At 67.5% G+C, this 22,918-nt stretch carries 21 protein-coding genes and 1 pseudogene; 13 read left to right on the top strand and 9 right to left on the bottom strand.

The genetic code is table 11. The features are described 5' to 3' along the window. Positions 1-13: 13 nt before the first annotated feature. From folE to ACYVB7_RS06410, 4 genes are read left to right on the top strand one after another with little or no spacing between them, the layout of a single operon-like run. On the top strand, positions 14-715 hold the full coding sequence (gene folE, locus ACYVB7_RS06425; protein WP_460505866.1) for a GTP cyclohydrolase I: 702 nt from the start codon (positions 14-16) through the stop codon (positions 713-715). 3 nt (positions 716-718) lie between these two features. Next, positions 719-1,144: a BLUF domain-containing protein gene (locus ACYVB7_RS06420; protein ID WP_460505865.1), complete on the top strand. Its 426-nt coding sequence runs from the start codon at positions 719-721 to the stop codon at positions 1,142-1,144. Then, on the top strand, positions 1,141-1,992 hold the full coding sequence (locus ACYVB7_RS06415) for a DUF429 domain-containing protein (protein WP_460505864.1): 852 nt from the start codon (positions 1,141-1,143) through the stop codon (positions 1,990-1,992). Before ACYVB7_RS06420 ends, ACYVB7_RS06415 begins: the two co-directional genes overlap by 4 nt. Positions 1,993-2,022: 30 nt before the next feature. Further along, a complete protein-coding gene (locus ACYVB7_RS06410) occupies positions 2,023-2,463 on the top strand; it encodes an acyl-CoA thioesterase (RefSeq protein ID WP_460505863.1) in 441 nt (146 codons plus the stop codon). Positions 2,464-2,472: 9 nt separating this feature from the next. Here ACYVB7_RS06410 and ACYVB7_RS06405 read toward each other — a convergent pair whose 3' ends face one another. Continuing rightward, complete coding sequence (locus ACYVB7_RS06405) at positions 2,473-2,844, bottom strand: thioredoxin family protein (RefSeq protein WP_460505862.1); 372 nt, start codon at positions 2,842-2,844, stop codon at positions 2,473-2,475. Positions 2,845-2,968: 124 nt separating this feature from the next. On the opposite strand from ACYVB7_RS06405, the gene ACYVB7_RS06400 reads away from it, so the two are divergent. Beyond that, positions 2,969-3,661 (top strand): YitT family protein, encoded by a 693-nt coding sequence (locus tag ACYVB7_RS06400; protein ID WP_460505861.1) that lies wholly within the window; start codon positions 2,969-2,971, stop codon positions 3,659-3,661. Here the strand turns inward: ACYVB7_RS06400 and ACYVB7_RS06395 are convergent. The 3 genes from ACYVB7_RS06395 to gpmA all read right to left on the bottom strand — a co-directional run bounded on the left by ACYVB7_RS06395 (position 3,646) and on the right by gpmA (position 6,752). Then, the gene (locus ACYVB7_RS06395; RefSeq protein ID WP_460505860.1) at positions 3,646-4,422 is read right to left on the bottom strand and encodes a HesA/MoeB/ThiF family protein; all 777 of its coding nucleotides are present in this window, start codon (positions 4,420-4,422) and stop codon (positions 3,646-3,648) included. The genes ACYVB7_RS06400 and ACYVB7_RS06395 overlap by 16 nt on opposite strands. A gap of 5 nt (positions 4,423-4,427) precedes the next feature. Continuing rightward, positions 4,428-5,906, bottom strand: a complete 1,479-nt coding sequence (locus tag ACYVB7_RS06390) for a S41 family peptidase (protein WP_460505859.1) — start codon at positions 5,904-5,906, stop codon at positions 4,428-4,430. Between the two features lie 102 nt (positions 5,907-6,008). Continuing rightward, positions 6,009-6,752 (bottom strand): 2,3-diphosphoglycerate-dependent phosphoglycerate mutase, encoded by a 744-nt coding sequence (gene gpmA / locus ACYVB7_RS06385; protein WP_460505858.1) that lies wholly within the window; start codon positions 6,750-6,752, stop codon positions 6,009-6,011. Positions 6,753-6,908: 156 nt separating this feature from the next. Between gpmA and ACYVB7_RS06380 the strand changes: the two genes are divergently transcribed. From ACYVB7_RS06380 to ACYVB7_RS06365, 4 genes are all read left to right on the top strand, one after another. After that, a complete protein-coding gene (locus tag ACYVB7_RS06380) occupies positions 6,909-7,319 on the top strand; it encodes a rhodanese-like domain-containing protein (RefSeq protein WP_460505857.1) in 411 nt (136 codons plus the stop codon). 16 nt (positions 7,320-7,335) lie between these two features. Beyond that, positions 7,336-7,593 carry a thioredoxin domain-containing protein gene (gene grxC / locus ACYVB7_RS06375; protein ID WP_460505856.1) on the top strand — a complete coding sequence of 86 codons (258 nt, stop codon included), beginning with the start codon at positions 7,336-7,338 and terminating at the stop codon, positions 7,591-7,593. A 111-nt stretch (positions 7,594-7,704) separates the two neighbouring features. Further along, positions 7,705-8,151: a protein-export chaperone SecB gene (secB, locus tag ACYVB7_RS06370; protein WP_460505855.1), complete on the top strand. Its 447-nt coding sequence runs from the start codon at positions 7,705-7,707 to the stop codon at positions 8,149-8,151. Between the two features lie 53 nt (positions 8,152-8,204). Next, positions 8,205-9,227, top strand: coding sequence for an NAD(P)H-dependent glycerol-3-phosphate dehydrogenase (locus ACYVB7_RS06365; protein ID WP_460505854.1), 1,023 nt, complete (start codon positions 8,205-8,207; stop codon positions 9,225-9,227). A 4-nt stretch (positions 9,228-9,231) separates the two neighbouring features. On the opposite strand, the gene ACYVB7_RS06360 is transcribed toward ACYVB7_RS06365, so the two are convergent. Next, entirely contained in the window at positions 9,232-10,947 is a 1,716-nt protein-coding gene (locus ACYVB7_RS06360) for an acetolactate synthase large subunit (protein WP_460505853.1), read from the bottom strand. Positions 10,948-10,972: 25 nt separating this feature from the next. Then, positions 10,973-12,577, bottom strand: coding sequence for an FAD-binding dehydrogenase (locus ACYVB7_RS06355; RefSeq protein WP_460505852.1), 1,605 nt, complete (start codon positions 12,575-12,577; stop codon positions 10,973-10,975). A 76-nt stretch (positions 12,578-12,653) separates the two neighbouring features. Between ACYVB7_RS06355 and ACYVB7_RS06350 the strand changes: the two genes are divergently transcribed. Further along, the gene (locus ACYVB7_RS06350) at positions 12,654-13,799 is read left to right on the top strand and encodes an AraC family transcriptional regulator (RefSeq protein WP_460505851.1); all 1,146 of its coding nucleotides are present in this window, start codon (positions 12,654-12,656) and stop codon (positions 13,797-13,799) included. Here ACYVB7_RS06350 and panC read toward each other — a convergent pair. Both panC and panB read right to left on the bottom strand, forming a co-directional pair. After that, the gene (gene panC, locus ACYVB7_RS06345; RefSeq protein ID WP_460505850.1) at positions 13,755-14,609 is read right to left on the bottom strand and encodes a 4-phosphopantoate--beta-alanine ligase; all 855 of its coding nucleotides are present in this window, start codon (positions 14,607-14,609) and stop codon (positions 13,755-13,757) included. The genes ACYVB7_RS06350 and panC overlap by 45 nt on opposite strands. Before the next feature lie 6 nt (positions 14,610-14,615). Further along, positions 14,616-15,527 carry a 3-methyl-2-oxobutanoate hydroxymethyltransferase gene (gene panB / locus ACYVB7_RS06340; RefSeq protein ID WP_460505849.1) on the bottom strand — a complete coding sequence of 304 codons (912 nt, stop codon included), beginning with the start codon at positions 15,525-15,527 and terminating at the stop codon, positions 14,616-14,618. 126 nt (positions 15,528-15,653) lie between these two features. On the opposite strand from panB, the gene nadC reads away from it, so the two are divergent. From nadC to ACYVB7_RS06325, 3 genes and pseudogenes are all read left to right on the top strand, one after another. After that, positions 15,654-16,541 (top strand): nicotinate-nucleotide diphosphorylase, encoded by an 888-nt coding sequence (nadC, locus tag ACYVB7_RS06335; RefSeq protein WP_460505848.1) that lies wholly within the window; start codon positions 15,654-15,656, stop codon positions 16,539-16,541. A 3-nt stretch (positions 16,542-16,544) separates the two neighbouring features. Beyond that, positions 16,545-17,702 (top strand): quinolinate synthase, encoded by a 1,158-nt coding sequence (gene nadA, locus ACYVB7_RS06330; RefSeq protein WP_460505847.1) that lies wholly within the window; start codon positions 16,545-16,547, stop codon positions 17,700-17,702. Continuing rightward, positions 17,702-19,479 (top strand): annotated as a pseudogene (locus ACYVB7_RS06325) (chorismate-binding protein). Before nadA ends, ACYVB7_RS06325 begins: the two are co-directional and overlap by 1 nt. Here ACYVB7_RS06325 and ACYVB7_RS06320 read toward each other — a convergent pair. Further along, the gene (locus ACYVB7_RS06320) at positions 19,426-22,755 is read right to left on the bottom strand and encodes an EAL domain-containing protein (RefSeq protein WP_460505846.1); all 3,330 of its coding nucleotides are present in this window, start codon (positions 22,753-22,755) and stop codon (positions 19,426-19,428) included. The pseudogene ACYVB7_RS06325 and the gene ACYVB7_RS06320 sit on opposite strands and share 54 nt — an antisense overlap. Between the last annotated feature and the right edge of the window lie 163 nt (positions 22,756-22,918).

The raw sequence follows: 22,918 nt of genomic DNA, 5'->3' as shown, positions 1-22,918 counted from the left end.
AACCTGCACCGCCATGGCCACAGCCGACGACGAACAGGGCACCCCGGTGTCCGTCAAGATCCGCGAGCGCATCAAGGCCGCACGCCAGCGCTTCCACTCCAACGACAACATTGCCGAGTTCATCGAGCCTGGCGAGTTGGAGGCCTTGCTCGACGAAGTCGCCACCAAGATGCAGGGCGTGCTCGACAGCATGGTCATCGACACCGACAACGACCACAACACCGCCAACACCGCGCGGCGTGTGGCCAAGATGTACCTGAACGAGGTGTTCAAAGGCCGCTACGTCAAAGGCCCGGCGGTCACCGAGTTCCCCAATGCCGAGCACCTCAACGAGCTGATGATCGTCGGCCCCATCACGGTGCGCAGCGCGTGCAGCCACCACCTGTGCCCGGTGATCGGCCAGATCTGGATCGGGGTGCTGCCCAACGAACACACCAACGTCATCGGCCTGTCCAAGTACGCCCGGCTGGCCGAATGGATCATGGGGCGCCCCCAGATCCAGGAAGAAGCCGTGGTGCAGCTGGCCGACCTGATCCAGGAAAAAACCTCGCCCGATGGCCTGGCCATCGTGATGGAAGCCACCCATTTCTGCATGGGCTGGCGTGGCGTCAAGGACCTGGACAGCCGCATGATCAACTCGGTGATGCGCGGCGTGTTCCTGAAAGACGCCAACCTGCGCCGCGAATTCCTGTCCCTCATCCCCAAAAAAGGCTGAACCATGCTCGTCCGACTGCTGTATGTGAGCCGCGCCGTGAACAAGGACGACAAGGCGGCCATCGACGCCATCCTGGCCAGTGGCCGCACCCACAACCCGGAAAACGGCATCACCGGGGTGCTGTGTTTTGGGGGCGGCATTTTCATGCAGGCCCTGGAGGGCGGGCGCAAGGCGGTCAACGACCTGTACGGCCAGATCATCCGCGACCCCCGCCACACCGACGTGCAACTGCTGCACTACGAAGAAATCAACGAGCGGCGCTTTGGCGGCTGGACCATGGGGCAGGTCAACCTCAGCAAGCTCAACACGTCCATCGTGTTGAAGTACTCGGAGCGGCCCGAGTTCGACCCCTACGGTGTGTCGGGCGAAGTCAGCCTGGCCCTGCTGGAAGAACTGATGGCCACGGCCTGCATCGTCGGCCGGGTGTGACCGCCGAGGTGGAGCTGCTGGGCTGCGACTTCAGCAGCAGCCCCAGCGCCAAAAAACAGATTGTTTTGGCCTTCGGGCGCTTATTCCAAAAGCGTGTGAAGCTCCTGAAATTGGAGCGTTTCACCTCCCTGGCCGCCTGGCAAGACCGCCTGCAGCACGGAGCCTGGGTGGGCGGTTTCGACCTGCCCTTCGGCCTGCCGCGGGAATGGGTGCTGTCCCAAGCCGGTTGGCCCACCGAATGGCGGGCGTGCATGGACCGCTTTGCCGCCACCGACCGGACCGAGCTGCGCCAGCGCTTCAAGGCCTTTTGCGACGCCCGCCCCACAGGGGCCAAGTTTGCCCACCGGGCCACCGACGGCCTGGCCGGTTCCAGCCCCAGCATGAAATGGGTCAACCCGCCCGTGGCGTGGATGATGCACGCGGGTGTACCTGTGCTGCAGCACCTGGGGGCCTGGTTTGTGACGCATGAGCCACCCCCTTCGGGTACCCGCACCGACGCTCCCTTGCGGGTGGCGCTGGAGGCCTACCCCGGCTTGCTGGCGCGGGAGGTGCTGGGCCGGACCTCGTACAAGGCCGATGACGCGGCCCGTCAGGACACCGCCCGCCTGTTGGCCCGCAAGACCCTGGTCGAGGCCCTGGAACAGGGCCGCACGCGGCTGGGGCTGCGCCTCAAACTCACCGCCGCCCAGGCTGGGGCGCTGGTGGACGACCCCAACGGCGACAGCGTGGACGCCGTGTTGTGCCTGCTGCAGGCCGCCTGGGCCTGGCAGCGCCGGGATGATCCTTTGCACCCTTACGGGCTGCCCGCCGCCGTCGATCCGCTGGAAGGCTGGATCGTCACGGCCTGACTCCTTTTGACTCGTTTTAGAAAGCCTGACATGCAAGCCCATGAACTCACCATGACCGTGCTGATGACGCCGGACATGGCCAACTTTTCCGGCAAGGTCCACGGCGGGGCCTTGCTCAAGCTGCTGGACCAGGTGGCCTACGCCTGTGCCAGCCGGTATGCCTCCAGCTACGTGGTCACCCTCAGCGTGGACCAGGTGGTGTTCCGTCAGCCCATCCACGTGGGGGAGCTGGTGACCTTCCTGGCTTCGGTCAACCACGTGTGGACCTCGTCGATGGAGGTGGGCATCAAGGTGGTGGCCGAGAACATCGTCACCAAGGAAGTGCGGCACGTGAACAGCTGCTTCTTCACCATGGTGGCGGTCACGGGTGACGGCGGCAAGGTGGCGGTGCCGACACTGGAGCTGGTCACGCCCGATCAGCTTCGCCGCAGCGACATGGCGCTGTTGCGCCGAGCCCGCCGCGGGCCTTGAAGGCGGCGGTCAGCGCAGGTGCTGCCACAGCCGCGTCACGGCGGCGTCCACCGGGCCGCTGGGGCGGCCTTCGCGGGCGCGGCGGTGCAGGTCGGCCAGGGCCGGGGCCAGACGCTCGGGCGTGCTGGGTGCGGGGCCGCAGTGCATCACCGCATCGCCCACGGCCAGCAGCACCGTGGGGAAGGTGTTGATGTCCAGCGGGTCGGTCCAATCGGGCTCGTCTTCAATGTCCACCCACTGCCAGCGGGCTTGGGGCAGGGTGGCGGTCAGGGTGGGCCAGGCCTCTTCCAGGCCGCGGCACATGTGGCACCAGTCGGCGCACAGCACCACGATGTGGACGGGCTCAGGGGCTTGAGGGGCCGAGGGCAGGGCGTCTTGCATCGCCCCAAGCGTATCAGGGCCTGGTGAGCGGGAACGGGGCCACAGCGCCAGGGTTTGCGCTGCGTCAGGGTGCGGGGGTGGCAATCGCAGGGACAATCCGCCCTCGCTGATGTTCGAGCCCGCCATGTCCACCCCTGTTTCGCCTGTCACACCGTCTGCTGCCCCTGAACCCGGTCCCGAGGCGTCTTCGCCCGCCGTCGAATCGCTGGCAGCCCCACCCGTGCCACCCCGCCACCGCCCGCACGAGGACGTGCAGGCCCTGCTGGCAGGCACCTTGTTCGTGGCCCTGGGGGTGGTGCTGTTCCGTCAGGCCGGGTTGTTGACCGGGGGGACCGCAGGCATTGCCTTTGTGTTGCACTACGCCACGGGCTGGAACTTCAGCGCGGTGTTTTTCGCCATCAACCTGCCGTTTTATGCCCTGGCCTGGCGGCGCATGGGGCGGGCCTTCACCCTCAAGACGCTGTCGGCGGTCACCTTGCTGTCGGTGTTTGCCGAAGGGGTGCCGCATTGGCTGGGCATTGCCCACCTGGCCACGCCGTTTGCCGCGGTGATGGGGGGCTTGCTGGCGGGCACGGGCATGCTCATTCTGTTTCGGCACCGGGCCAGCCTGGGTGGTTTCAACGTGCTGGTGCTGTACCTGCAGGACACGCGGGGCTGGCGGGCCGGTCACCTGCAAATGGCGCTGGATTGCAGCATCGTGATCGCCGCGTTCTGGTTCGTGCCTTGGCCGCAGATCGTGTGGTCGGTGCTGGGGGCCATGGCCCTCAACCTGACCCTGGCCATCAACCACCGGCCCGGGCGTTACATGGCGGTGTGAGCGGGGGCGGACGGGGCCTGCCCGCACACCGGGCACCCCGCGTGGCGGGGCAGGCGCACGTCGGTCCACTCCATGCAGCGGCCATCCAGCATCAGCAGCCGTCCTGCCAGTTGTGAACCCATGCCACTGGCGATTTTCAGCGCCTCCGCGGCCTGCATGCTGCCGATGATGCCCACCAGCGGCGCGAACACGCCCATGGTGGCGCAGCGCACCTCCTGCACGTCGGTGCTGGGCGGGAACAAGCAGGCGTAGCAGGGTGAAGTGGCCTGCCGGGGGTCAAACACACTCAGTTGGCCGTCGAACCGGATGGCGGCACCGGACACCAGCGGTTTGCGGGCCGCCACACAGGCGCGGTTGATGGCGTGGCGGGTGGCAAAGTTGTCGGTGCAGTCCAGCACCACGTCGGCCTGGGCCACCAGTTGGTCCAGGCGGGCGTCGTCGGCCCGTTCGGTGAGGGCGTGCACCGTCACGTCGGGGTTCAGGGCCGCAATGGCTTGGCGCAGGGACAGGGCCTTGGGCTGGCCCACGCGGGCCAGGTTGTGGGCAATCTGGCGTTGCAGGTTGGTGGCGTCCACATGGTCGTGGTCCACCACCGTGAGCTGGCCCACCCCTGCACTGCCCAGGTACAACCCCGCCGAAGAACCCAGTCCCCCGGCACCCACCATCAGCACATGGGCGTCGAGCAGGCGTTGCTGCCCTTCGATGCCCAGCTCGTCGAGCAGGATGTGGCGGGAGTACCGAAGCAGCTGTTCGTCGTTCATGACGATCAGTTGTCCTTCTTGTCCTCGTCCTTGCGCTCGGTCTGCGTCTTGCTGACCAGCACGGGCTTGCCCTTGAGCTGGTTCAGGGCTTGCTGGAGCTGGAAGTCCTTGTCGCTGCCAAACTCGGGCAAGGGGCGGCCATTGGGGTTCTTCTTGGCTTCTTCTTCCAGGCGGAGGCGGGCTTTTTCGCGTTCGGCCTCACGGGCCTTCTCGGCGGTCTTTTCTTCTTCCGTGGGCTCGCGGCTGCCGTTGGCGGCGTTGCTCAGGTGCTTGGTCAAGTCGGCCTCGCGGGTGCGCAGGGCGGCGAAGAGGTTGCCGTCTTCGGTTTCGTCCACCATCACGTCAGGGACGATGCCCCGCGCCTGGATGGTTTTGCCGCTGGGCGTGTAGTAACGCGCCGTGGTGAGCTTGATGCCCGTGTCCGGCCCCAGGGGGCGCACGGTCTGCACCGAGCCCTTGCCAAAGGTCTGGCTGCCCAGGATGGTGGCGCGCTTGTGGTCTTGCAGCGCACCGGCCACGATTTCGCTGGCCGAGGCCGAGCCTTCGTTGACCAGCACCACGATGGGCACGGTCTTCAACACGCCCTGGGTGGTCTGGGTGAGCTGCTTGATGATGTCCGGGCCGCCACGGCGCTGATAGAACTGCGGCGACGCCTTGTAGACGAACTTGCTCTCTTCCAGCTGCCCGTTGGTGGAGACCACGGTCACCCCTTCGGGCAGGAAGGCGGCGGAAATGGCCACGGCGGCGTCGAGCAGGCCGCCGGGGTCGTTGCGCAGGTCCAGCACCAGGCCCTTGAGCTTGGGCTCGGCCTTGACCATGTCGTCGAGCTTGCGCACGAAGTCTTCAACCGTGCGCTCCTGGAACTGCGACACCCGCAGCCAGCCGTAGCCGGGTTCGACGAGCTTGGCCTTGACGCTCTGGGTCTTGATTTCTTCGCGGGTGATGGTCGTGGTGAACGTGCGGTTGTTTTCGTCCTTGCGGAACACCGTCAGTGTGACCTTGGTGTTGGGCTCGCCGCGCATGCGCTTGACGGCGTCGTTGATGGACAGGCCCTTGACCGGGGTGTCGTCGATCTTGGTGATGAGGTCGTTGGTTTTCAGACCGGCACGGAAGGCGGGGGAGCCCTCGATGGGGGACACCACCTTCACCAGCCCGTCGTCCATGGTGATTTCGATGCCCACGCCCACGAAACGACCCGAGGTGCCTTCGCGGAATTCCTTGAACGACTTCTTGTCGAAATACTGTGAGTGCGGGTCCAGGCTGGACACCATGCCCGAGATGGCGTCGGAGATCAGCTTCTTGTCGTCCACCGGCTCCACATAGTCGGTCTTGACCATGCCGAACACCGCGGCCAGCTGCTGCAACTCCTCCAGCGGCAGGGGCGACAAGGCCCCGCGTGCGGTGGCCTGCAACTGCACCGTGGTCAGTGCACCGGCCACGGCCCCAATGGCCACCCAACCTGCAATCTTGAGCTTTTGCCCCATCTGTGTATCGCTTTCAAAAAACGGTCAGCCAATATACCGCCTCAGAATGCCAAAAAGGCCTTGCAGTTCCCTGCAAGGCCCTTGGAATTTCAGGGTGTCGGCTCAGGCTTTGCCTTGGCTGGCCACCGCAGCGGCGGCCTTGGCGGCGGCTTCGGCGTCACCCAGGTAGTAGTGGCGGATGGGTTTCAGGTCGGCATCCAGCTCGTACACCAGCGGAATGCCGTTGGGGATGTTCAGGCCCACGATGTCGCTGTCGGAAATGCCGTCCAGGTGCTTGATGAGGGCGCGGATGCTGTTGCCGTGTGCGGCCACCACGATGCGCTGGCCCGAGCGGATGGCGGGGCCCATCACGTCGTTCCAGAACGGCACCACGCGGGCCACCGTGTCTTTCAGGCATTCGGTCAGCGGCACCTGGTCGGCGGGCAGCTGGGCATAGCGGCGGTCGCTGCGCTCGCTGCGGGGGTCGGTGGCTTCCAGGGCGGGCGGCGGGGTGTCGTAGCTGCGGCGCCAGATCAGCACCTGCTCGTCACCGTACTGCTTGGCCATGTCGGCCTTGTTGAGGCCTTGCAGCGCACCGTAGTGGCGCTCGTTCAGGCGCCAGTGCTTCACCACCGGCAGCCAGGTGCAGTTCATCTCGTCCAGGCAGTACCACAGGGTGTGGATGGCGCGCTTGAGCACGCTGGTGTAGGCCAGGTCGAACTCGTAGCCCTCGGCCTTGAGCAGTTTGCCGGCGGACATGGCCTGGGAGACGCCGGTGGGCGTCAGGTCCACGTCGGTCCAGCCGGTGAAGCGGTTTTCGAGGTTCCAGGTGGATTCGCCGTGGCGAATGAGGACGAGTTTGTACATGGCGCAGCAGGGAGGGCTTGGAGGTGGACTCCGGTGGGGGCCAGCGGAGCGGGGAAATCTCCCGCATTCTAAAATGCGCGGTTTTGACGGGGCTGACGGAGGGGGCCAAGGTGGCCCTGGCGTCTGTGCCAGCCTCGAACGACGTGAAGGATCAACGTGAGCTTTTTCATCGACAACTGGCCCCTGGTGTTGCTGGCGCTGACTTCGGGCGGCATGCTGCTGTGGCCGGTCATCACCAAGGGGGCACAGGGCGGCGGCCTCAGTCCCAACGAGGCGGTGATGCTGATGAACCGCGAAAAGGCCGTGGTGGTGGACGTGTGTGAACCGGCCGAATTCGCCGCCGGCCACGTCTCCGGTGCCAAGAACATCCCGCTGGCCGACCTGGAGAGCAAGCTGCCCACCACCGTCAAGAACAAGGCCGTGCCCTTGATCCTGGTGTGTGCCAGCGGCGTGCGCTCGCGCCGCGCCCTGGCCGTGGCCACGCGACTGGGCTACGAAAAGGCCCAGTCCCTGGGCGGTGGCATGGCGGCCTGGCGTGAAGCCAGCCTGCCGGTCGAAAAAGCCTGACACCCAGGAACCCGCCATGGCCGCCGTTCAGATCTACCTCACCGCCACCTGCCCATACTGCATCCGCGCCAAGCAGCTGCTGGCGGCCCGCGGCGTCACCCAACTGGACGAAGTTCGCGTGGACCTGCACCCCGAGCGCCGCCAGGAAATGACGGCCATCACCGGGCGCACCTCGGTGCCGCAAATCTTCATCGACGGCCAGCACGTGGGCGGCTGCGACGACCTGCACGCCCTGGACGCCCGCGGTGGCCTGGTGCCGCTGCTGGCGGCCTGAGCCACGGAGCCCTGCCGTCATAATCACCCCATGGCCTGCCGGGGAGCCCGTCACGACAGACGGGTTCGGCAGGCTTTGTTTTGACCCTTTCCTTTTCCCGAAAGCAACGCCATGTCCGACGCGAATCAAGAGCCCGTGTTCCAGATCCAACGCATCTACCTGAAAGAGGCGTCGCTGGAGCAACCCAACTCGCCCGCCATCCTGCTGGAACAGCAGCAACCCGCCGTGGACATCCAGCTGGCCGTGTCGGCCGAAGGCGTGGCCGAGGGCATGTTCGAGGTCTGCGTGACCGCCACCGTGCAAACCACCATCGGCGACCGCACCGTGTTCCTGGTGGAGTGCAAACAAGCCGGCATTTTCGAAATCCGCAACCTGCCCCAGGAACAGATGGGCCCCATCATGGGCATCGCCTGCCCGCAAATCGTCTACCCCTACCTGCGCAGCAACGTGGCCGACCTGGTCAACCGCGCAGGCTTCCCGCCCGTGCACCTGTCGGAAATCAACTTCCAGGCCATGTACGAGCAGCAGCAGGCCGAAGCCACTGGCGCACTGCAGTAATTTTCTGAGCCTCTTTTTGGCCTCTGGCGCTTGATGCATAAGCGCAAACAGCTATGAAAATCATGGTATTGGGTGCGGGGGCCTGGGGCACCGCCATGGCCCTCAGCGCCTGCCGCCACCCGGCTGGGCACCAGGTCAGCCTGTGGGCGCGTGACGCGGCCCAGGTGGCCGACATGCAGGCCCACCGCGAAAACCGCCGTTACCTGCCGGGTGTGGCGTTTCCAGCGTCGCTGACGGTGGCCGCCTGGCCCGCCCAGCACCTGTCGGCCACCGTGGCCGAGGCCGCGGACCTGTGCATCGTGGCCACCCCCATGGCGGCGTTGCGCCCCACCCTGACCGCCTTGGCCCAGGACCCGGCATTCACCCTGCCCGTGGCCTGGTTGTGCAAAGGCTTCGAGGCTTCGGCCACGGCGGGCCAGGGCCTGATGCCGCACGAGGTGCAGGCCCAGGTGGCCCCCCAACTCCGGGCGGGGGCGCTGAGCGGCCCCAGCTTTGCGCAGGAAGTGGCCATCGGGCAGCCCACCGCGCTGGTGGCCGCCAGCCGCCATGCCCACGTGCGCGAGGCCCTGGTGTCCGCCTTCCACAGCCCCACGCTGCGCGTCTACGCCAACGACGACCTGATCGGCGTGGAAGTGGGCGGGGCCGTCAAGAACGTGCTGTCACTGGCCACCGGCCTGTGTGATGGCCTGCAACTGGGCCTGAACGCCCGCGCCGCCCTCATCACCCGGGGTCTGGCCGAAATGTCGCGCCTGGGCCTGGCCTTGGGCGCACGGGCCGACACCTTCATGGGCCTGTCGGGCCTGGGCGACCTGGTGCTGACCGCCACCGGTGACCTCAGCCGCAACCGTCGGGTGGGCTTGCTGTTGGCCCAGGGCTTGTCGCTGCAACAGGCGGTGGATTCGCTGGGCCATGTGGCCGAAGGGGTGTACAGCGCCCGCACGGTGCTGCAACGCGCCCAGGCGGTGGGGGTGGACATGCCCATCGTCCACGCGGTGGTGGACCTGCTCGATGGCCGCACCACCCCGGCCCAGGCTGTGACCGCCCTGATGGGGCGCAACGCCAAGGCCGAGTCCTGAGGGCTCAGGGCGCGATGGCCTTTTTCAGCGCCCGCGCCAGGGGCTGGGGCAGGTTTTGCAGGGATTGCAGCAGGTGCGGCAGCACCCGCAACTTGAGCCCGGTGACCGAGGGCGGCACCACCGCTTCAATGAGGTGGGGTCCCGGCGTGCGCAGCGCGTGCTCCAGGGCTGCCACAAAACCGTCGGTGGTGTCCACCCGCCGGGCGGGCACGCCCATGCCTTCGGCCAGGCGCACAAAGTCCAGCGGCGGGGTGGACAGGTCCAGCTGGGCCTGGGATGCAGGCATTTTTTGGCCTCCAGCGCTTTCATTCAAAGCGTGAATAGCTCCTGATTGTGTAGCGCCCACACGCTGCAACTCCAGGTTGAGGATGGCGTAGGAACGGTTGTTGAACACGATGTTGACCACGTTCAGCTTCTCGCGGGCCATGGTCCACAGTGCTTGCAGGGTGTACATGGCCGAGCCGTCGCCGTTGAGCGAAATCACCTGACGCCCCGGGCTGGCCATGGCCGCGCCCAGCGCACAGGGCAGGCCCTGCCCGATGGCCCCGCCGGTGAGGGTCAACAGGTCGTGTCGCGGCGCGGTGGCGGTGTAGAGCGGCAGCATGAGGCCCGAGGTCTGGGCCTCGTCCACCACGATGGCGTTGTCGGGCAGCAGGTGGCCCACGGCCTTGCACACCTTGGCGGCGTTGAACTTGCCTTTGGGTCGCGCCGGGCGTTTGAGGGGTTGGAGCGCGGGCACCTGCGCCTGTGCGCCCACGGCCTGCACCAGGGTGTTGAGGCTGGCGGCCACGTCCTGCCCCGGGTGGGTGAGGCTGTGCAGGGTGCAGCCCTCGGGCACCAGCCAGCTCTTCTTGCCCGGGTAGGCAAAAAACGAGACAGGCGGCCTGGCGTCCACCAGCACCAGGTGGTCCAGCCCGGCCAATTGCACCGAGGCCAGTTCGGCCAGGTAGGCGATGCGTTCCACCGCGGGCAGCCCCGCGCCGCGCTGCAGGCGGGTGGGGAAGACTTCGGCGAACAGCTTGGCCCCGGTCTGGGCGGCGATGCGGGCCGCGGCGTTCAGCAGGGGTTCGCGCAGGGCGTGTCCACCCAGCAGCAGGGCCTTGCGGCCTGGCCCTTGCAAGGCCTGGGCGATGGTGACCAGCGTCGCCGCGTCGGCGGCAGGTGGAGTCGGGCGGGGGGCGCGGCGGGCGGGCACGCCGCCTTCGCCCCAGGACACGTCGGCGGGCAGGATGAGGGTGGCCACCTGGCCCGAGCTGCCGGCCACCCCTGTGGCCCCGGTGGCGGCGTCCACGGCGTCCAGCGCGTCCTGGCTCAGGGCGGCGGTGCTGGTTGAGGTGCGCACAAAGCCGGGCGAGACGTTGCGGGCCACGGTTTCGATGTCGGATTGCAGCTGGGCGTCGTACTGCACGTGGTGGGTGGCGTGGTCGCCGACGATGTTGAGCACCGGCACCCGGCCCTTGCGGGCGTTGTGCAGGTTGGCCAGGCCGTTGCCCAGGCCGCAGCCCAGGTGCAGCAGGGTGGCGGCGGGTTTGTCGGCCATGCGGCCATAGCCGTCGGCGGCACCGGTGGCCACGCCTTCGAACAGGGTGAGCACGGCCCGCATCTGCGGCGTGCTGTCCAGCGCGGCCACAAAGTGCATTTCGGACGTGCCGGGGTTGCTGAAGCAGGTGTCGATGCCGGCATCGACCAGCGTTTTCATCAGGGCTTGTGCGCCGTTCATGGGGGTTCCTCGGGGTGTGTGGGGGTCAGCCGATGTGGCGGGCGGCGGCTTGCGCCGTGAGGATGCAGCCGGGCAGGAAGGTGCCTTCCAGCGAGCGTTTGCCGCTGGCCCCGCCGCCGCCAAAGCCCGCCGCCTCACCCACGGCGTACAGGCCGGGCAGGGGCTGGCCGCTGGCGTCCAGCACGCGGCTGTGCAGGTCGGTCTGCAAGCCGCCCAGGCTCTTGCGGGTGATCAGCCGCACCTGGATGGCGATGTAGGGGCCCGCCCCCGGTCGGCCCAAAGGGGCGGGTGCGCAGGTGCGCAGGCGGTCGGGACCCCACTGGCGGGCGTGTTGGATGCGGCGCACCTGGTCATCGTTGGTGAAGGTCAGCGCCGTGTCGGTGGGACTGGTGAACTGCCGGTCCCAGGCGGCCACGGTGGCTTGCAGGGTGTGGGCGTGGACATGGTGCTGGCCGGTCAGGGTGTTCATGCGCTGGGCCAGTTCGGGCAGGGTGTCGGCGGCAATGAACTGGGGGCATTCGTCCAGCATCTGCCGCACCAGGCGGTGGTTGCCCAGCAGGGTTTCCTTCAGGAAGGGCAGCCAGCGCCGGTCGCGGATGTGGGGGTTGTGCTCGGCCCCGGAAATGGCCAGCTCCTTGGCGGCAATGCGCCAGTTCAGCAGCTGCCAGGTGTAGCCCTGGGGCGCGGACGCCACGCGCTGGCACAGGTCGTGGGTGTCAAAACCGGTGACCAGCGGCTCCGGTCCCAGGCGTCGGCCCGTGTGGTCCAGCCACAGGGCCGATTTGCAGGGGATGAGCGACAGGCCATGCCCCTCGAAATGTGGCTGCGGGTGCGGCACCCCGGCGGCGTAGTTCCACATTTCACCTGCGTGGGTGACCAGGCCACCGTGCTGCTGCACCAGGGCGTGGGCGGCCCCGTCGGCAAAGGGGTGGGCACCGTTGAGCATCTCGCCCGGTTGGGGGCGGTTGGCGGGCCAGTGGCGGCGCACCTGCTCCAGGCTGCCATTCAGCCCCCCGGTGGCCACCACCACCTGTTCGGCTTCCAAGAGCACTTCGGCTCCCGTGGCTTCATCAATGGCCCGGGCTCCGTTCACGCGGCCCTGGTGCGTGGTGAGGTCGGTCACGCGGTGCTGGTGCAGCAGGCGAAAGGCGGGGGTGGCGGCCTGACGCACGGCGGCAATGACGGTGTCGGTCAGGTGGCGCGAAGTGCCCCACACGATGTGGTAGCGCGGCACGCGGTTGCCATTGCCGTGCAGGCCACGCTCCACCCAGTTGACCGCAGGCATGAAGCGCAGCCCCAGGGCAGTGAGGTACTCGTACACGTCGGGGGCGCTGCGGGCCACGTACTGTTCGGCCCAGCGGCGGGGCCAGAGGTCGGTGGGGTCCAGTTCGCCAAAGCTCAGCCAGTCTTCCAGGGCCAGTTCGGGCGAATCGGGGATGCGCTTGCGCCGCTGCAACGGCGTGTCCACCAGGCACATGCCACCAAAGGCCCAGCGGGCCAAGCCGCCCAGGCGCTCGGGGGTGTCCCGGTCCAGCAGGGTGACGCTGCGCCCGGCGCGCAGGCATTCCAGCGTGGTGACCAGGCCTGCGAGCCCGCCACCGATCACCAGCACGTCACTCCGTGTGGCCATGTTGTCTCCTTGGTTGGTGTGGGGGCCACGATACCGGGCTACCATGGCTTCTTCATTGTCTTTGCGGACCTTTCCATTGTCTTTGCAGACCCCATTTTTCGCGCCGATTGACGATGACGCCGCCCTGGGCTGGGTCCAAGGCCCCACGGCCTCGCGCAGCTGGGCCCACACCATCTTGTTGACGGCGGCGCAGGCCGGGCTGGATGCGGCAGCGCTGCTGCGCCACGCCGGCCTGCCGCCCGGCTTGGCCGAGGCCGAGCGCTGGCCCATCGACGACATCACCCGGCTGTGGCGGGCGGCGGCAGCCCTGACCGGGGACCGGGCCTTCGGGCTGCGGGTGGGGGCGCAGGTTGGACCGGCCAGCTTCAACGTGGTGGGCTACCTGGTGCAATCGGCGGCCACCTTGCGGGAGGCCTTGGGTTTGGTGCAGCGCTTCCAGCGCCTCATCAGCGACGGGGGGCGTTTTCAGATGCTGTCGGTGGGTGAGCATGTCTGGCTGATTTACCACCCCATGCAGGGCGACCTGGCCTTCAGCCCGCACCAGATCGAGGCCGTGCTGGCCGCGGTGGTGTCGTTTGGGCGCTGGGTCACTGGCGGGCGGTTCGAGGCGCTGCAAGTCCAGTTTGCCCACGGGGCGCTGGCACCGATGGAGGCCTACCAGGCGGCCCTGGGGTGCACGCCCCGCTTTGGCGAGGCCTTCAACGGCATGTTGCTGCCGCACCGCATGCTGGACGCGCCCTTGCCCCAGGCCGACGCCCAGTTGGCCCGCGTGCACACCGACCATGCACAGGCCCGTTTGCAGGCGCTGGAAGCCGCCAGCGCAGCAGGGGCGGGGGTGTCCCACCCGGAGCAGGTGCTGTCCGCCCTTCGCCGCTGGTTGCTGTCCCGCCTGCCCCTGGGGTTGCCCGGGCGGGCCGAGGCCGCTGCGGCCCTGGGGCTGAGCGATCGGCGGTTGCGGCGGCTGTTGCAGCGCCAGGGGGTGCACTTCAGCGCCCTGCTGGACGAGGTGCGCTGTCAGATGTGTTGCGACGCCTTGCGCCAAGGCACCGCGCTGGCCGCGGTGGCCCCGCGGCTGGGTTTTGGCGACGCAGCCGCCTTGCACCGGGCCTTTGTCCGCTGGACGGGGCAGACCCCAGGGCGCTGGCGCGAAACCCAGCGCCAGGCCGATGCCCGGGGGTCAGAATTCCAGGTTGTCGATGAGGCGGGTGGCCCCCAGGCGTGAAGCCCCCAGCACCACCATTTCGTCGTGGGCAGACGGGGCCTGCAAGTCGCGGCGGCGGCGCACGGTGAGGTAGTCGGTGCGCCAGCCTCGGCCATTGAGGGTGTGCATGGCGTCGTGCTCCAGGTGTTCCAGCGCCGCGGCAAAGCCCGCCTCGGGCAGGGCGCGGGCGGCTTCGGCCAGACGGCGCAGGGCCTGCGACAGTTGCACGGCTTCGGCCCGTTCGGCGGCGCTGAGGTAGCCGTTGCGGGAGCTGAGGGCCAGCCCGTCGTCGGCCCGGCAGGTTTCACCGGCCACGATGGTGATGGGCAACGCAAACTGCTCCACCATGCGGCGGATGACCATCAGCTGCTGGTAGTCCTTCTTGCCGAACAGGGCGTGGCGCGGGCCCTTGGCCTCGGCAAACACGCACTGGAACAGCTTCATCACCACCGTGCACACGCCGGTGAAAAAGCCGGGGCGGAAGTGCCCTTCCAGGATGTTGGACAGCGACTGGTCCGGCTGCACCGTGAAGGTCTGGGCCATGGGGTACAGGTCGCGCTCGTTGGGGGCGAACACCACGTTGCAGCCCACGGCGGCGAGCTTGTCGCAGTCGGCCTGCAGCGTGCGGGGGTAGCTGTCGAAGTCTTCGTTGGGGCCAAACTGCAAGCGGTTGACGAAGATGCTGGCCACGGTCACGTCGCCCAGCGGGACGGCTTGGCGCACCAGGTCCAGGTGGCCGTCGTGCAGGTTGCCCATGGTGGGCACAAAGGCCGGGCGTTGGTAGGGGGCCAGTGCGGCGCGCAGTTCGGCGGGGGTGTGAACGATTTGCATGAGGGGTCAGTCTCTCCACGCGTGCAGGGTGTCGTCGGGGAAGCTGCCGTCTTTCACGGCCTTGACGTAGGCGGCCATGGCGTCGCGCACGCTGTTGCACTCGGCCATGAAGTTGCGCACGAATTTTGGGTTCTTGCCCAGGTTGATGCCCAGCATGTCGTGCATCACCAGCACCTGGCCCGCGGTGCCCTTGCCCGCACCAATGCCAATGGTGTGGCAGGTGGGCAGTTGCGTGGTCAGACGGGCCGACAGGCCCACGGGCACCATTTCCAGCACCAGCATGCTGGCACCGGCGTCTTGCAGCGCCAGGGCGTGGTGCACCAGGGTGTCGGCCTGCTCGCCACGGCCTTGCACCCGGTAGCCCCCCAGGGCATGCACGGTTTGGGGCGTCAGGCCCAGGTGGGCGCAGACCGGAATGCCCCGCTCCACCAGGAAGCGCACGGTTTCGGTGGTCCAGCCACCGCCTTCCAACTTGACCATGTGGGCGCCCTCCTGCATCAGTGCGGTGGCGCTGCGCAGGGCTTGTTCCTTGCTTTCGTGGTAGCTGCCGAAGGGCAGGTCGGCAATCACCCAGGCCGTGCCCTGCACCCGACGCAGCCCGCGCACCACGCTGCGGGTGTGGTAACGCATGGTCTCCAGCGTCACTTCCACCGTGCTCGACAGCCCTTGGCAGACCATGCCCAGCGAGTCGCCCACCAGGATGCACTCCACCCCGGCCGCGTCGGCCACGGCGGCAAAGGTGGCGTCGTAGGCGGTGAGCATGGTGATTTTTTCACCCCGGTCGCGCATTTCCTGCAGGCGCGGCAGGCTGATGGGGCGGCGCTGCGGCATGGGGGACGCATTGGGCAGCGTGCCGTAGGGCGTGGCCATGGGGGAGGAAGCCGGTGCGGCGGACGAGGCGGGCAGGGGATCGCTCATGGTGAAACAGCAAGCAATGACAGGAAATGACCGCGAGGCCAGGCCCCGCCCGGATTTGGCGGGAAAATGGCGAGTCTATTCGAACCCCCATTCCCTCACGCCGGGTACAAGCCCGGGTGCCCAGCCATGCCAGAGACGCCCGTTTCCCCCCCTGTTTCCCATCCCATTTACAGCGGCCCCACCTTTCTCGCCACGGTGGCCGCCGATGTGTCGCGGGCGCTGGCCGAAGACGTGGGCGCTTGTGACCTGACGGCCTCGCTGGTGGACGCCGGGCGCACCGCCCGCGCCCGCGTGCTGGCCCGCGAGGCCGCCACCGTCTGCGGTGCGCCCTGGGTGAACGAAACCTTTGCCCGCGTGGTGCCCGGCGGCCAACTGAGCTGGCGGGTGAGCGAAGGCCAGCGTTGCAGTCCTGACCAGGTGGTGATGGAGATGCAGGGCCCGGCCCCGCAACTGCTCACCGCCGAGCGCACCATGCTCAACTTCCTGCAACTGCTCAGTGGTGTGGCCACCCGAACCGCGCAGTTTGTGGACGCGGTGCAGGGCACCCGAGCCCGCATCGTGGACACGCGCAAGACCCTGCCCGGCCTGCGCATCGCCCAGAAGTACGCGGTGACCGTGGGCGGCGGGGCCAACCACCGCATGGGGCTGTACGACGCCATCCTCATCAAGGAAAACCACATTGCCGCCGCCGGTGGGGTGGCCGCGGTGCTGGCCAAGGCCCATGCCGCAGCGCCTCAAGCGAAGTTTGTGCAGATCGAGGTGGAGCGCCTGGATCAGTTGGCCGAGGCCCTGGACTGTGGGGCCACCATGATCCTGCTGGACAACATGGACCTGCCCACCTTGCGCCAGGCCGTGGCCTTGAATGCCGGGCGGGCGGTGCTGGAAATTTCGGGCGGCGTGTCACTCGACACCGTGCGTGCCCTGGCCGAGACCGGGGTGGACCGCATTTCCATTGGCGGCCTGACCAAGGACGTCAAGGCCACCGACTACTCCATGCGTTTTGAAGGGCTCTGAACCATGACCCCATCCATCCCTGGCGAGGCGTTCATCGACGTCACCTACGACCAACCGCAGGCCGCCCAACCCTCTGCGCCGGTGTGCGGCACCGGCCATGCCTGGGCGCGGGTGCCGCGTGAACCCTCGCAACATGAACGCGAGCAGCTCAAGGCCCGTGTGCGCGAGCTGCTCAAGCAAAAGAACGCCGTGCTGGTGTCGCACTACTACGTGCACCCCGACCTGCAAGACCTGGCGCTGGAGACCGGCGGTATCGTCTCCGACAGCCTGGAAATGGCCCGCTTCGGCCGCGACCATGCGGCCCGGACGCTGGTGGTGTCGGGCGTGAAGTTCATGGGCGAGACGGCCAAGATCCTCAGCCCCGAAAAAACCGTGCTCATGCCCGATCTGGAGGCCAACTGCTCGCTGGACCTGGGCTGCCCGGTGGATGCGTTCAGCGCCTTTTGCGACCAGCACCCCGACCGCACCGTGGTGGTCTACGCCAACACCAGCGCCGCGGTGAAGGCCCGCGCCGACTGGCTGGTGACCAGCAGCTGCGCACTGGACATCGTGCGCGCGCTCAAAGACCAGGGTCAGAAAATCCTGTGGGCTCCCGACCGCCACCTGGGCAGCTACATCCAGCGCGAAACCGGGGCCGACATGCTGATGTGGAACGGCAGCTGCATCGTGCACGACGAGTTCAAGGCGTTCGAGCTGGAAGCGCTGAAAAAAGAGCACCCCGGCGCCAAGGTGCTGGTGCACCCCGAAAGCCCGGCCGACGTGGTGGCCCTGGCCGACGCGGTGGGCTCCACCAGCGCCATCCTGAACGCGGCCAAGACCTTGGACGCCACCACCTTCATCGTGGCCACCGACAACGGCATGATGCACAGCCTGCGCCAGCAGAACCCGGGCAAGACCTTCATCGAAGCCCCCACCGCTGGCAACAGCGCCACGTGCAAGAGCTGCGCCCACTGCCCGTGGATGGCCATGAACGGCCTGGCCGGGCTGGTGCAGGTGCTGGAGCAGGGACACAACGCGATCCACGTGGACCCGGCGCTGATTCCCCGCGCCCGTGTGCCCATTGACCGCATGCTGGCCTTCACCGCGGCGCAGAAGGCCGGGCAGCCCACGGCGCACTTGGTGTCTGGATCGGGTCTGGTGCCCAACATCGGCGCGGCTTGATGCAGCCCGCGGTGCAGGTGGACTTTGCCAACCCCTGGCGTCGGGCCGGGGCGCGTTGGTGCTGGTCGGCTGGACGACCCGACCGAACCTGGGTGGCCCACCGGCCCCACGAGGTGGCGGGCGTGCTCGATGCCGCCCACGATGCCGCCCGCCAGGGTGCCTGGTGCGCCGGCCATGTGCGTTACGAAGCGGCGGCGGCTTTCGATCCCGCCTTGCGCACCCACCCCGCCCAGGGGCCGTTGGCGTGGTTTGCCGCATGGGACGAGGTGGAGGAAGGCCCGCTCCCCGGGACGGAGGCGGGGCCACGCCCTCGGCTGGCCTGGGCCTTGCAAACCGACCGCGCTCGTTTTGAACAGGATGTGAACGACATTCGCCAAGCCATCGAGGCCGGGGCGCTGTACCAGCTCAACCTCACGTCGGCGGTGGTGGCCACGCTGCCTGATGCGGCCCCGGCGGACGTGGGCCCGCGTTTGTTTGCCGCCTTGTTGCAGGCGCAGCCCGGTGGGTATGCCGCCTGGCTGGCGGGCGATGGCGACGAGCAGGTGCTGTCGGTCTCGCCCGAGCTGTTCCTGGCCTGGCGGGGCGATGAGTTGCTGTGCCGTCCCATGAAAGGCACCGCACCGCGCAGCCCCGAACCCACCGCCGACCAGGCCTTGGCCCAGGGCCTGCGCACGTCGCCCAAGGAACGGGCCGAGAACGTGATGATCGTGGACCTGCTGCGCAACGACCTGTCGCGCATTGCCGTGCCCCACAGCGTGAAGGTGCCTCACCTGTTTGAGGTGCAGCCCCTGCCCACGGTGTGGCAGATGACCTCCGATGTGTGTGCCCAGGCCCGCCCGGGGCTCACGTTGTCGGCCGCGTTCGGTGCCTTGTTCCCCTGTGGATCGGTCACCGGTGCGCCCAAGGTCGCGGCCATGGACCACATTCGCCGTCTGGAGCCCGGCCCGCGCGGGGTGTACTGTGGGGCGGTGGGGGTCATGGCCCCGGGCGGCGAGGTGCGTTTCAACGTGCCCATCCGCACCGTGACGCTGCGCGGCACCGAAGCGCGTTGCGGCGTGGGCAGCGGCATCACCCTGGGTTCCCACCCCGACGGCGAATGGGCCGAATGGGGGCACAAACAGGCTTTTCTGGCACAGGCCACCGCATGAACACTGCTCCCCCCGTATCGTTTGATTTGCTGGAAACCCTGGCCCTGTGCGAGGGCCAGTGGCCACACCGTTCGGCGCATGTGGCGCGCATGGCCGAGGCCGCGCACTGCTTTGGCTGGGTTTGGCCCGAGGCGCAGGTGCAGGCCGCGCTGGACGAGGTGGCGCAAAGCCATGCCCAGGGCCTGTGGCGTGGCCGCCTGCTGCTGACGGCCCAAGGGCAGGTGCGGGCCGAAGCCCATGCCCTGACCGACACCCCCCAACCCGTGCGCTTGCGTCTGGCCACCCAACCCTTGGTGGAAGCGCACAGCCCGTTTGTGCGCCACAAGACCACACACCGCGCCCACTACGACGCCTTCACCCCCACCGAGGCTGGGGTGTTCGACACGGTGTTGTGGAACACCGCCGGCGAGCTGACCGAGTGCACCCGGGGCAACGTGGCGGTGTTGTTGGACGGGCGCTGGGTCACCCCACCCGTGGCTTGCGGCCTGTTGCCTGGGGTGGGGCGGCAGCACGCCCTGGCGCAAGGGCGGGTGCAAGAGGCCGTGGTGCGCCTGGACGACGTGCCCCGCGTGCAGTCATGGGCTTTCGTCAACAGCCTGCGCGGCTGGTTGTCGGCCGTTCGGGTCTGAGACCAAAGCCCAGTGCAGCAGTTCAAACTCCGGTTTGGGCACCGGTTTGCCGTAGGCGTAGCCCTGTGCCATCTGGCAGTGGTGGGTGCGCAAGAACTCGTGCTGAACCTGCTCTTCCACCCCTTCGGCCACCACCTTCAACGACAAGGCATGGGCCAGTGAAATGATGGCCTTGACCAACTCCGCACGGGTGCCCGCGTTGGCGGTGTTGCGGATGAAGGACTGGTCGATCTTCAGCACGTCAATGGGGAAACGCTCCAGGTAACTCAGGGCTGAATAGCCGGTGCCGAAGTCGTCGATGGCGATGGAGAACCCCATGTCCCGCAGGGTTTGCAGGGTGTGCTGCACGTCGGGTGCGCCGTCGAGCAGCAGGCTTTCGGTGATCTCCAGCTCAATCCAGTCCGGCTGGCACCCGGTTTCGGCCAAGGTGCGGGCGATGAGTTCTGGCAGGTGGTCTTCCTTGAACTGGCGCACCGACAGGTTCACGGCAATGGTGTGCGGTCCCGGTCCGCGTCGGTTCCAGTCACGTGCGGTTTCGCAGGCGGTTCGGAGCACCCATTCGCCCATGGGCACGATCAGACCCAGCTCCTCGGCAATGGCAATGAACCGGTTGGGGGGAATCATGCCCTTGGTGGGGTGCCGCCAGCGCAACAAGGCTTCGCTGCCGCAGATGACCCCGTCGCTCAGCCTCACCTTGGGTTGGTAATGCAGCTCCAACTGCTGGCGGACCAGGGCCTTGCGCAGGTCCCCTTCCAGCCACAGGCGCTCCATGGAGTCCTTGTGCAGGTCTTGCGAATGGAAGCTGAAGGTGTTGCGCCCCTGTCGCTTGGCCTGGTACATGGCGGCGTCGGCAAACTTCATCAAGTCCGACAGATCGGTGCTGTCGTTGGGGTAGACCGACACCCCGATGCTGCACGTCACCACCACCTCCTGGCCATTGAGCGTCATGGGGCGGTTGACGGCCTCCAGGATCTTGCGGGCCACGGCACCCAGGTCCAGGTCGTTGTGGCGTTGGGTCAGCAGGATGCCGAACTCGTCGCCCCCCAGGCGTGCCACCGCGTCGTGGTGCGGGATGCTGCGGGTCAGCCGTGCGGCCACCTTGCGCAGCAGGTCATCGCCGACGGGGTGACCCAAGGAGTCGTTGAAGCGTTTGAAGTGGTCCACGTCCAGCATGATCAGACCCACTTGCTGGTCGTGCAGGGTGGCTTCGTCGAACACCTGCTGTGCACGCTCCAGGAACAGGGTGCGGTTGGACAGGTTGGTGAGGGTGTCGTTGTAGGCCAGGTCGTGGACGCGCTGGCGGTAGGTTTGCAGGTCGGTGATGTCGCGGATGACGCCCACCAGCAGCGGTTCTCCACAGGCGGTCTGGATCAGGGACTTCTTGGTCTGCACGGTCCGGGTGTGGCCATGGCGTGTGGTGACCTGTTCCTCGTTGACGTTGTTCTGCCCGGTGGCGAACACCTGGGCATCGGTGTCCCAGAACACATGGACCTGCCGACTGGGGAAATAGGCGTCATCCGTCTGGCCCAGCAGTGATTTGCGGGGAATGCCCACGAAATCGACAAACGCCTGGTTGACCATGTGCCAGCGGTGCTGCGGGTCTTTGACGAACACAGGGTCGGCAATGCCATCGATCACCCGATGCAGCAGGTCGCGTGAGGCGGCCACCTCGGTGGCCATGCGCTTGCGTTCGGACACGTCCAGCATGAGGCCATGCCAGGCCACCGAACCGTCGGGCAGCGGTTCGGCCACCACGCGCACATCCAGCCAGCGAGCCAGTGGCGTGGTGGGTGCGGTTCGCACCTCCAGCGACAGCGTGGTGTGCAGGGGTTTGGTGGCTTGCAGGGTGGACGCCAGCAGCTCCCGGTCGTCGGCATGCAAGGCCCCAAACACCTGCTGCGCATCGTCCAGGCCGCTTTGCGGGCGGATGCCGAAGTAGTCCTCCACCCGCGGGCTGAGGTGGCTGAAGCCACCCTCCCCACGGGCCGGGGTGCGGTGGGTGAAGGCCACCCCCGGCAGGTTGTCCACAAAATGCCTCAGGCGCTGCTCGGTTTCTCGGATGGCGGTGACGTCACTGCCGTAGGCCACGGTGCCGATGATGCTGCCGCTTGCGTCCCGCTCGGGCGCAATGCGGATCCGGTGGACCGAGGGGTAAGGGGTGGCGTTGGGCGTGAGGATGGTGAGGTCAGCCGCCGTGCCACTGTGGGTCACCTGCTGCGCGGCGCGTTCGATGGCGTCGAAACGGCCATCGGGCCAGACCTCGTGCGGGCGTTGCCCCAGCAGGTGTTCGCTGCGCATGCCCAGGGTGTGTTCGAACTGCGGGTTGACGTAACAAATCCGCCCTTCCAGGTCGTAGCGCACGATGTTGTCGGGGGACGCTTCTGCCAAGCCCCGATAACGCGCCTCGCTGGCCTTGAGTTGTGCCAGGTGGCGGTCCCTCTCCAGTTCGGCGGCGGCTCTGGGGGCCACCAGCTGCAAGGTCTGCTGGACCCGCTCGGGCTCGGCCATGGCCTGGGTGCCCAGCACGGCGATGAGGCCGATGGGCTCGCCGTCTGAATCCAGCAAGGGCACCCCGGCATAGCTGTCCAGGCCGTGCTCGACCAGGAAGTGGTCGTTCGGAAACAAGGCCTGCACCCCCTTAACATGGCAGCACAGCTGGCGGTTGAACACCGCCTCACACGGGGTGCCCGCCAGGGCATACCGGAAAGTGGGCTGTGGCGCACCGTCAGCGAGGACCACCTGGGCGTCGGCATGGCCGGGTTGGTCTGCCAGCCGAGCAATCAGCACGTGTTCGCAGCCCAGCACGTGGAACAGGTGCTGGGCCAAGGCGGGCAGGTAGTCCACACCGCTGCCACTCTGGGCAATGAAGTGCAGGGTGGCTTCCAGCCGTTTGCGTTCGGTGATGTCCCGCACCACGGTCATGGCCAACTTCCGATGGCCGTGGACGACCATGGAGGCGGCGATCTCCACCTGCCGCAGCGTTCCGTCCTTTCGCTGATGGCAGGTTTCCAACCGTTGCACCTCGTGGGGCAGTTGCTGGGTGACCAGTTCAATGACCTGTGCTCGTGTGATGCACGGATCGATGTCCGTCACGGCCATGTTCAGCAACTCGTCTCGGGTGTAGCCGAGGTTGGCGCAGGCCGCCTGGTTGACGTAGCAGATGCGGGCCTGCTCATCCACCAGAAAGACGCCATCCATGGCGAGGTGGATGGCTTGCTCCAGCAAAGCCAATTGTTCGTCTGCGGACCAGGTGGGTGTGGGGGGCAGGGAGGACATCATGGAAACCAGAGGGTGATTGCCTGGGGTGTTGCATACATCAACTCCCTTTTGTTAACGGGCCATTGAGCCCTTAAGGCGCATCGCCTCGTGCGCGGCCCACCGCTTGTTTGACGTGGGTCAAACAAGGTGGATGTCCGTGGGAACGGGCTTGATGCAAACG

The organism is Hydrogenophaga soli, assembly GCF_054777695.1.
This window is presented reverse-complemented; position numbering and strand designations above follow the sequence as displayed.

Bases quoted from the DNA above. Each gene is read 5' to 3' on its own strand.
- ACYVB7_RS06420 (WP_460505865.1), top strand. From the start codon at position 719: ATGCTCGTCCGACTGCTGTATGTGAGCCGCGCCGTGAACAAGGACGAC.
- secB (WP_460505855.1), top strand. From the start codon at position 7,705: ATGTCCGACGCGAATCAAGAGCCCGTGTTCCAGATCCAACGCATCTAC.
- panC (WP_460505850.1), bottom strand. From the start codon at position 14,609: ATGCAAATCGTTCACACCCCCGCCGAACTGCGCGCCGCACTGGCCCCC.
- ACYVB7_RS06405 (WP_460505862.1), bottom strand. From the start codon at position 2,844: ATGCAAGACGCCCTGCCCTCGGCCCCTCAAGCCCCTGAGCCCGTCCAC.
- gpmA (WP_460505858.1), bottom strand. From the start codon at position 6,752: ATGTACAAACTCGTCCTCATTCGCCACGGCGAATCCACCTGGAACCTC.
- ACYVB7_RS06390 (WP_460505859.1), bottom strand. From the start codon at position 5,906: ATGGGGCAAAAGCTCAAGATTGCAGGTTGGGTGGCCATTGGGGCCGTG.
- ACYVB7_RS06365 (WP_460505854.1), top strand. From the start codon at position 8,205: ATGAAAATCATGGTATTGGGTGCGGGGGCCTGGGGCACCGCCATGGCC.
- ACYVB7_RS06395 (WP_460505860.1), bottom strand. From the start codon at position 4,422: ATGAACGACGAACAGCTGCTTCGGTACTCCCGCCACATCCTGCTCGAC.
- nadC (WP_460505848.1), top strand. From the start codon at position 15,654: ATGCCAGAGACGCCCGTTTCCCCCCCTGTTTCCCATCCCATTTACAGC.
- ACYVB7_RS06320 (WP_460505846.1), bottom strand. From the start codon at position 22,755: ATGTCCTCCCTGCCCCCCACACCCACCTGGTCCGCAGACGAACAATTG.
- ACYVB7_RS06400 (WP_460505861.1), top strand. From the start codon at position 2,969: ATGTCCACCCCTGTTTCGCCTGTCACACCGTCTGCTGCCCCTGAACCC.
- nadA (WP_460505847.1), top strand. From the start codon at position 16,545: ATGACCCCATCCATCCCTGGCGAGGCGTTCATCGACGTCACCTACGAC.
- folE (WP_460505866.1), top strand. From the start codon at position 14: ATGGCCACAGCCGACGACGAACAGGGCACCCCGGTGTCCGTCAAGATC.
- ACYVB7_RS06360 (WP_460505853.1), bottom strand. From the start codon at position 10,947: ATGAACGGCGCACAAGCCCTGATGAAAACGCTGGTCGATGCCGGCATC.
- ACYVB7_RS06355 (WP_460505852.1), bottom strand. From the start codon at position 12,577: ATGGCCACACGGAGTGACGTGCTGGTGATCGGTGGCGGGCTCGCAGGC.
- panB (WP_460505849.1), bottom strand. From the start codon at position 15,527: ATGAGCGATCCCCTGCCCGCCTCGTCCGCCGCACCGGCTTCCTCCCCC.
- grxC (WP_460505856.1), top strand. From the start codon at position 7,336: ATGGCCGCCGTTCAGATCTACCTCACCGCCACCTGCCCATACTGCATC.
- ACYVB7_RS06410 (WP_460505863.1), top strand. From the start codon at position 2,023: ATGCAAGCCCATGAACTCACCATGACCGTGCTGATGACGCCGGACATG.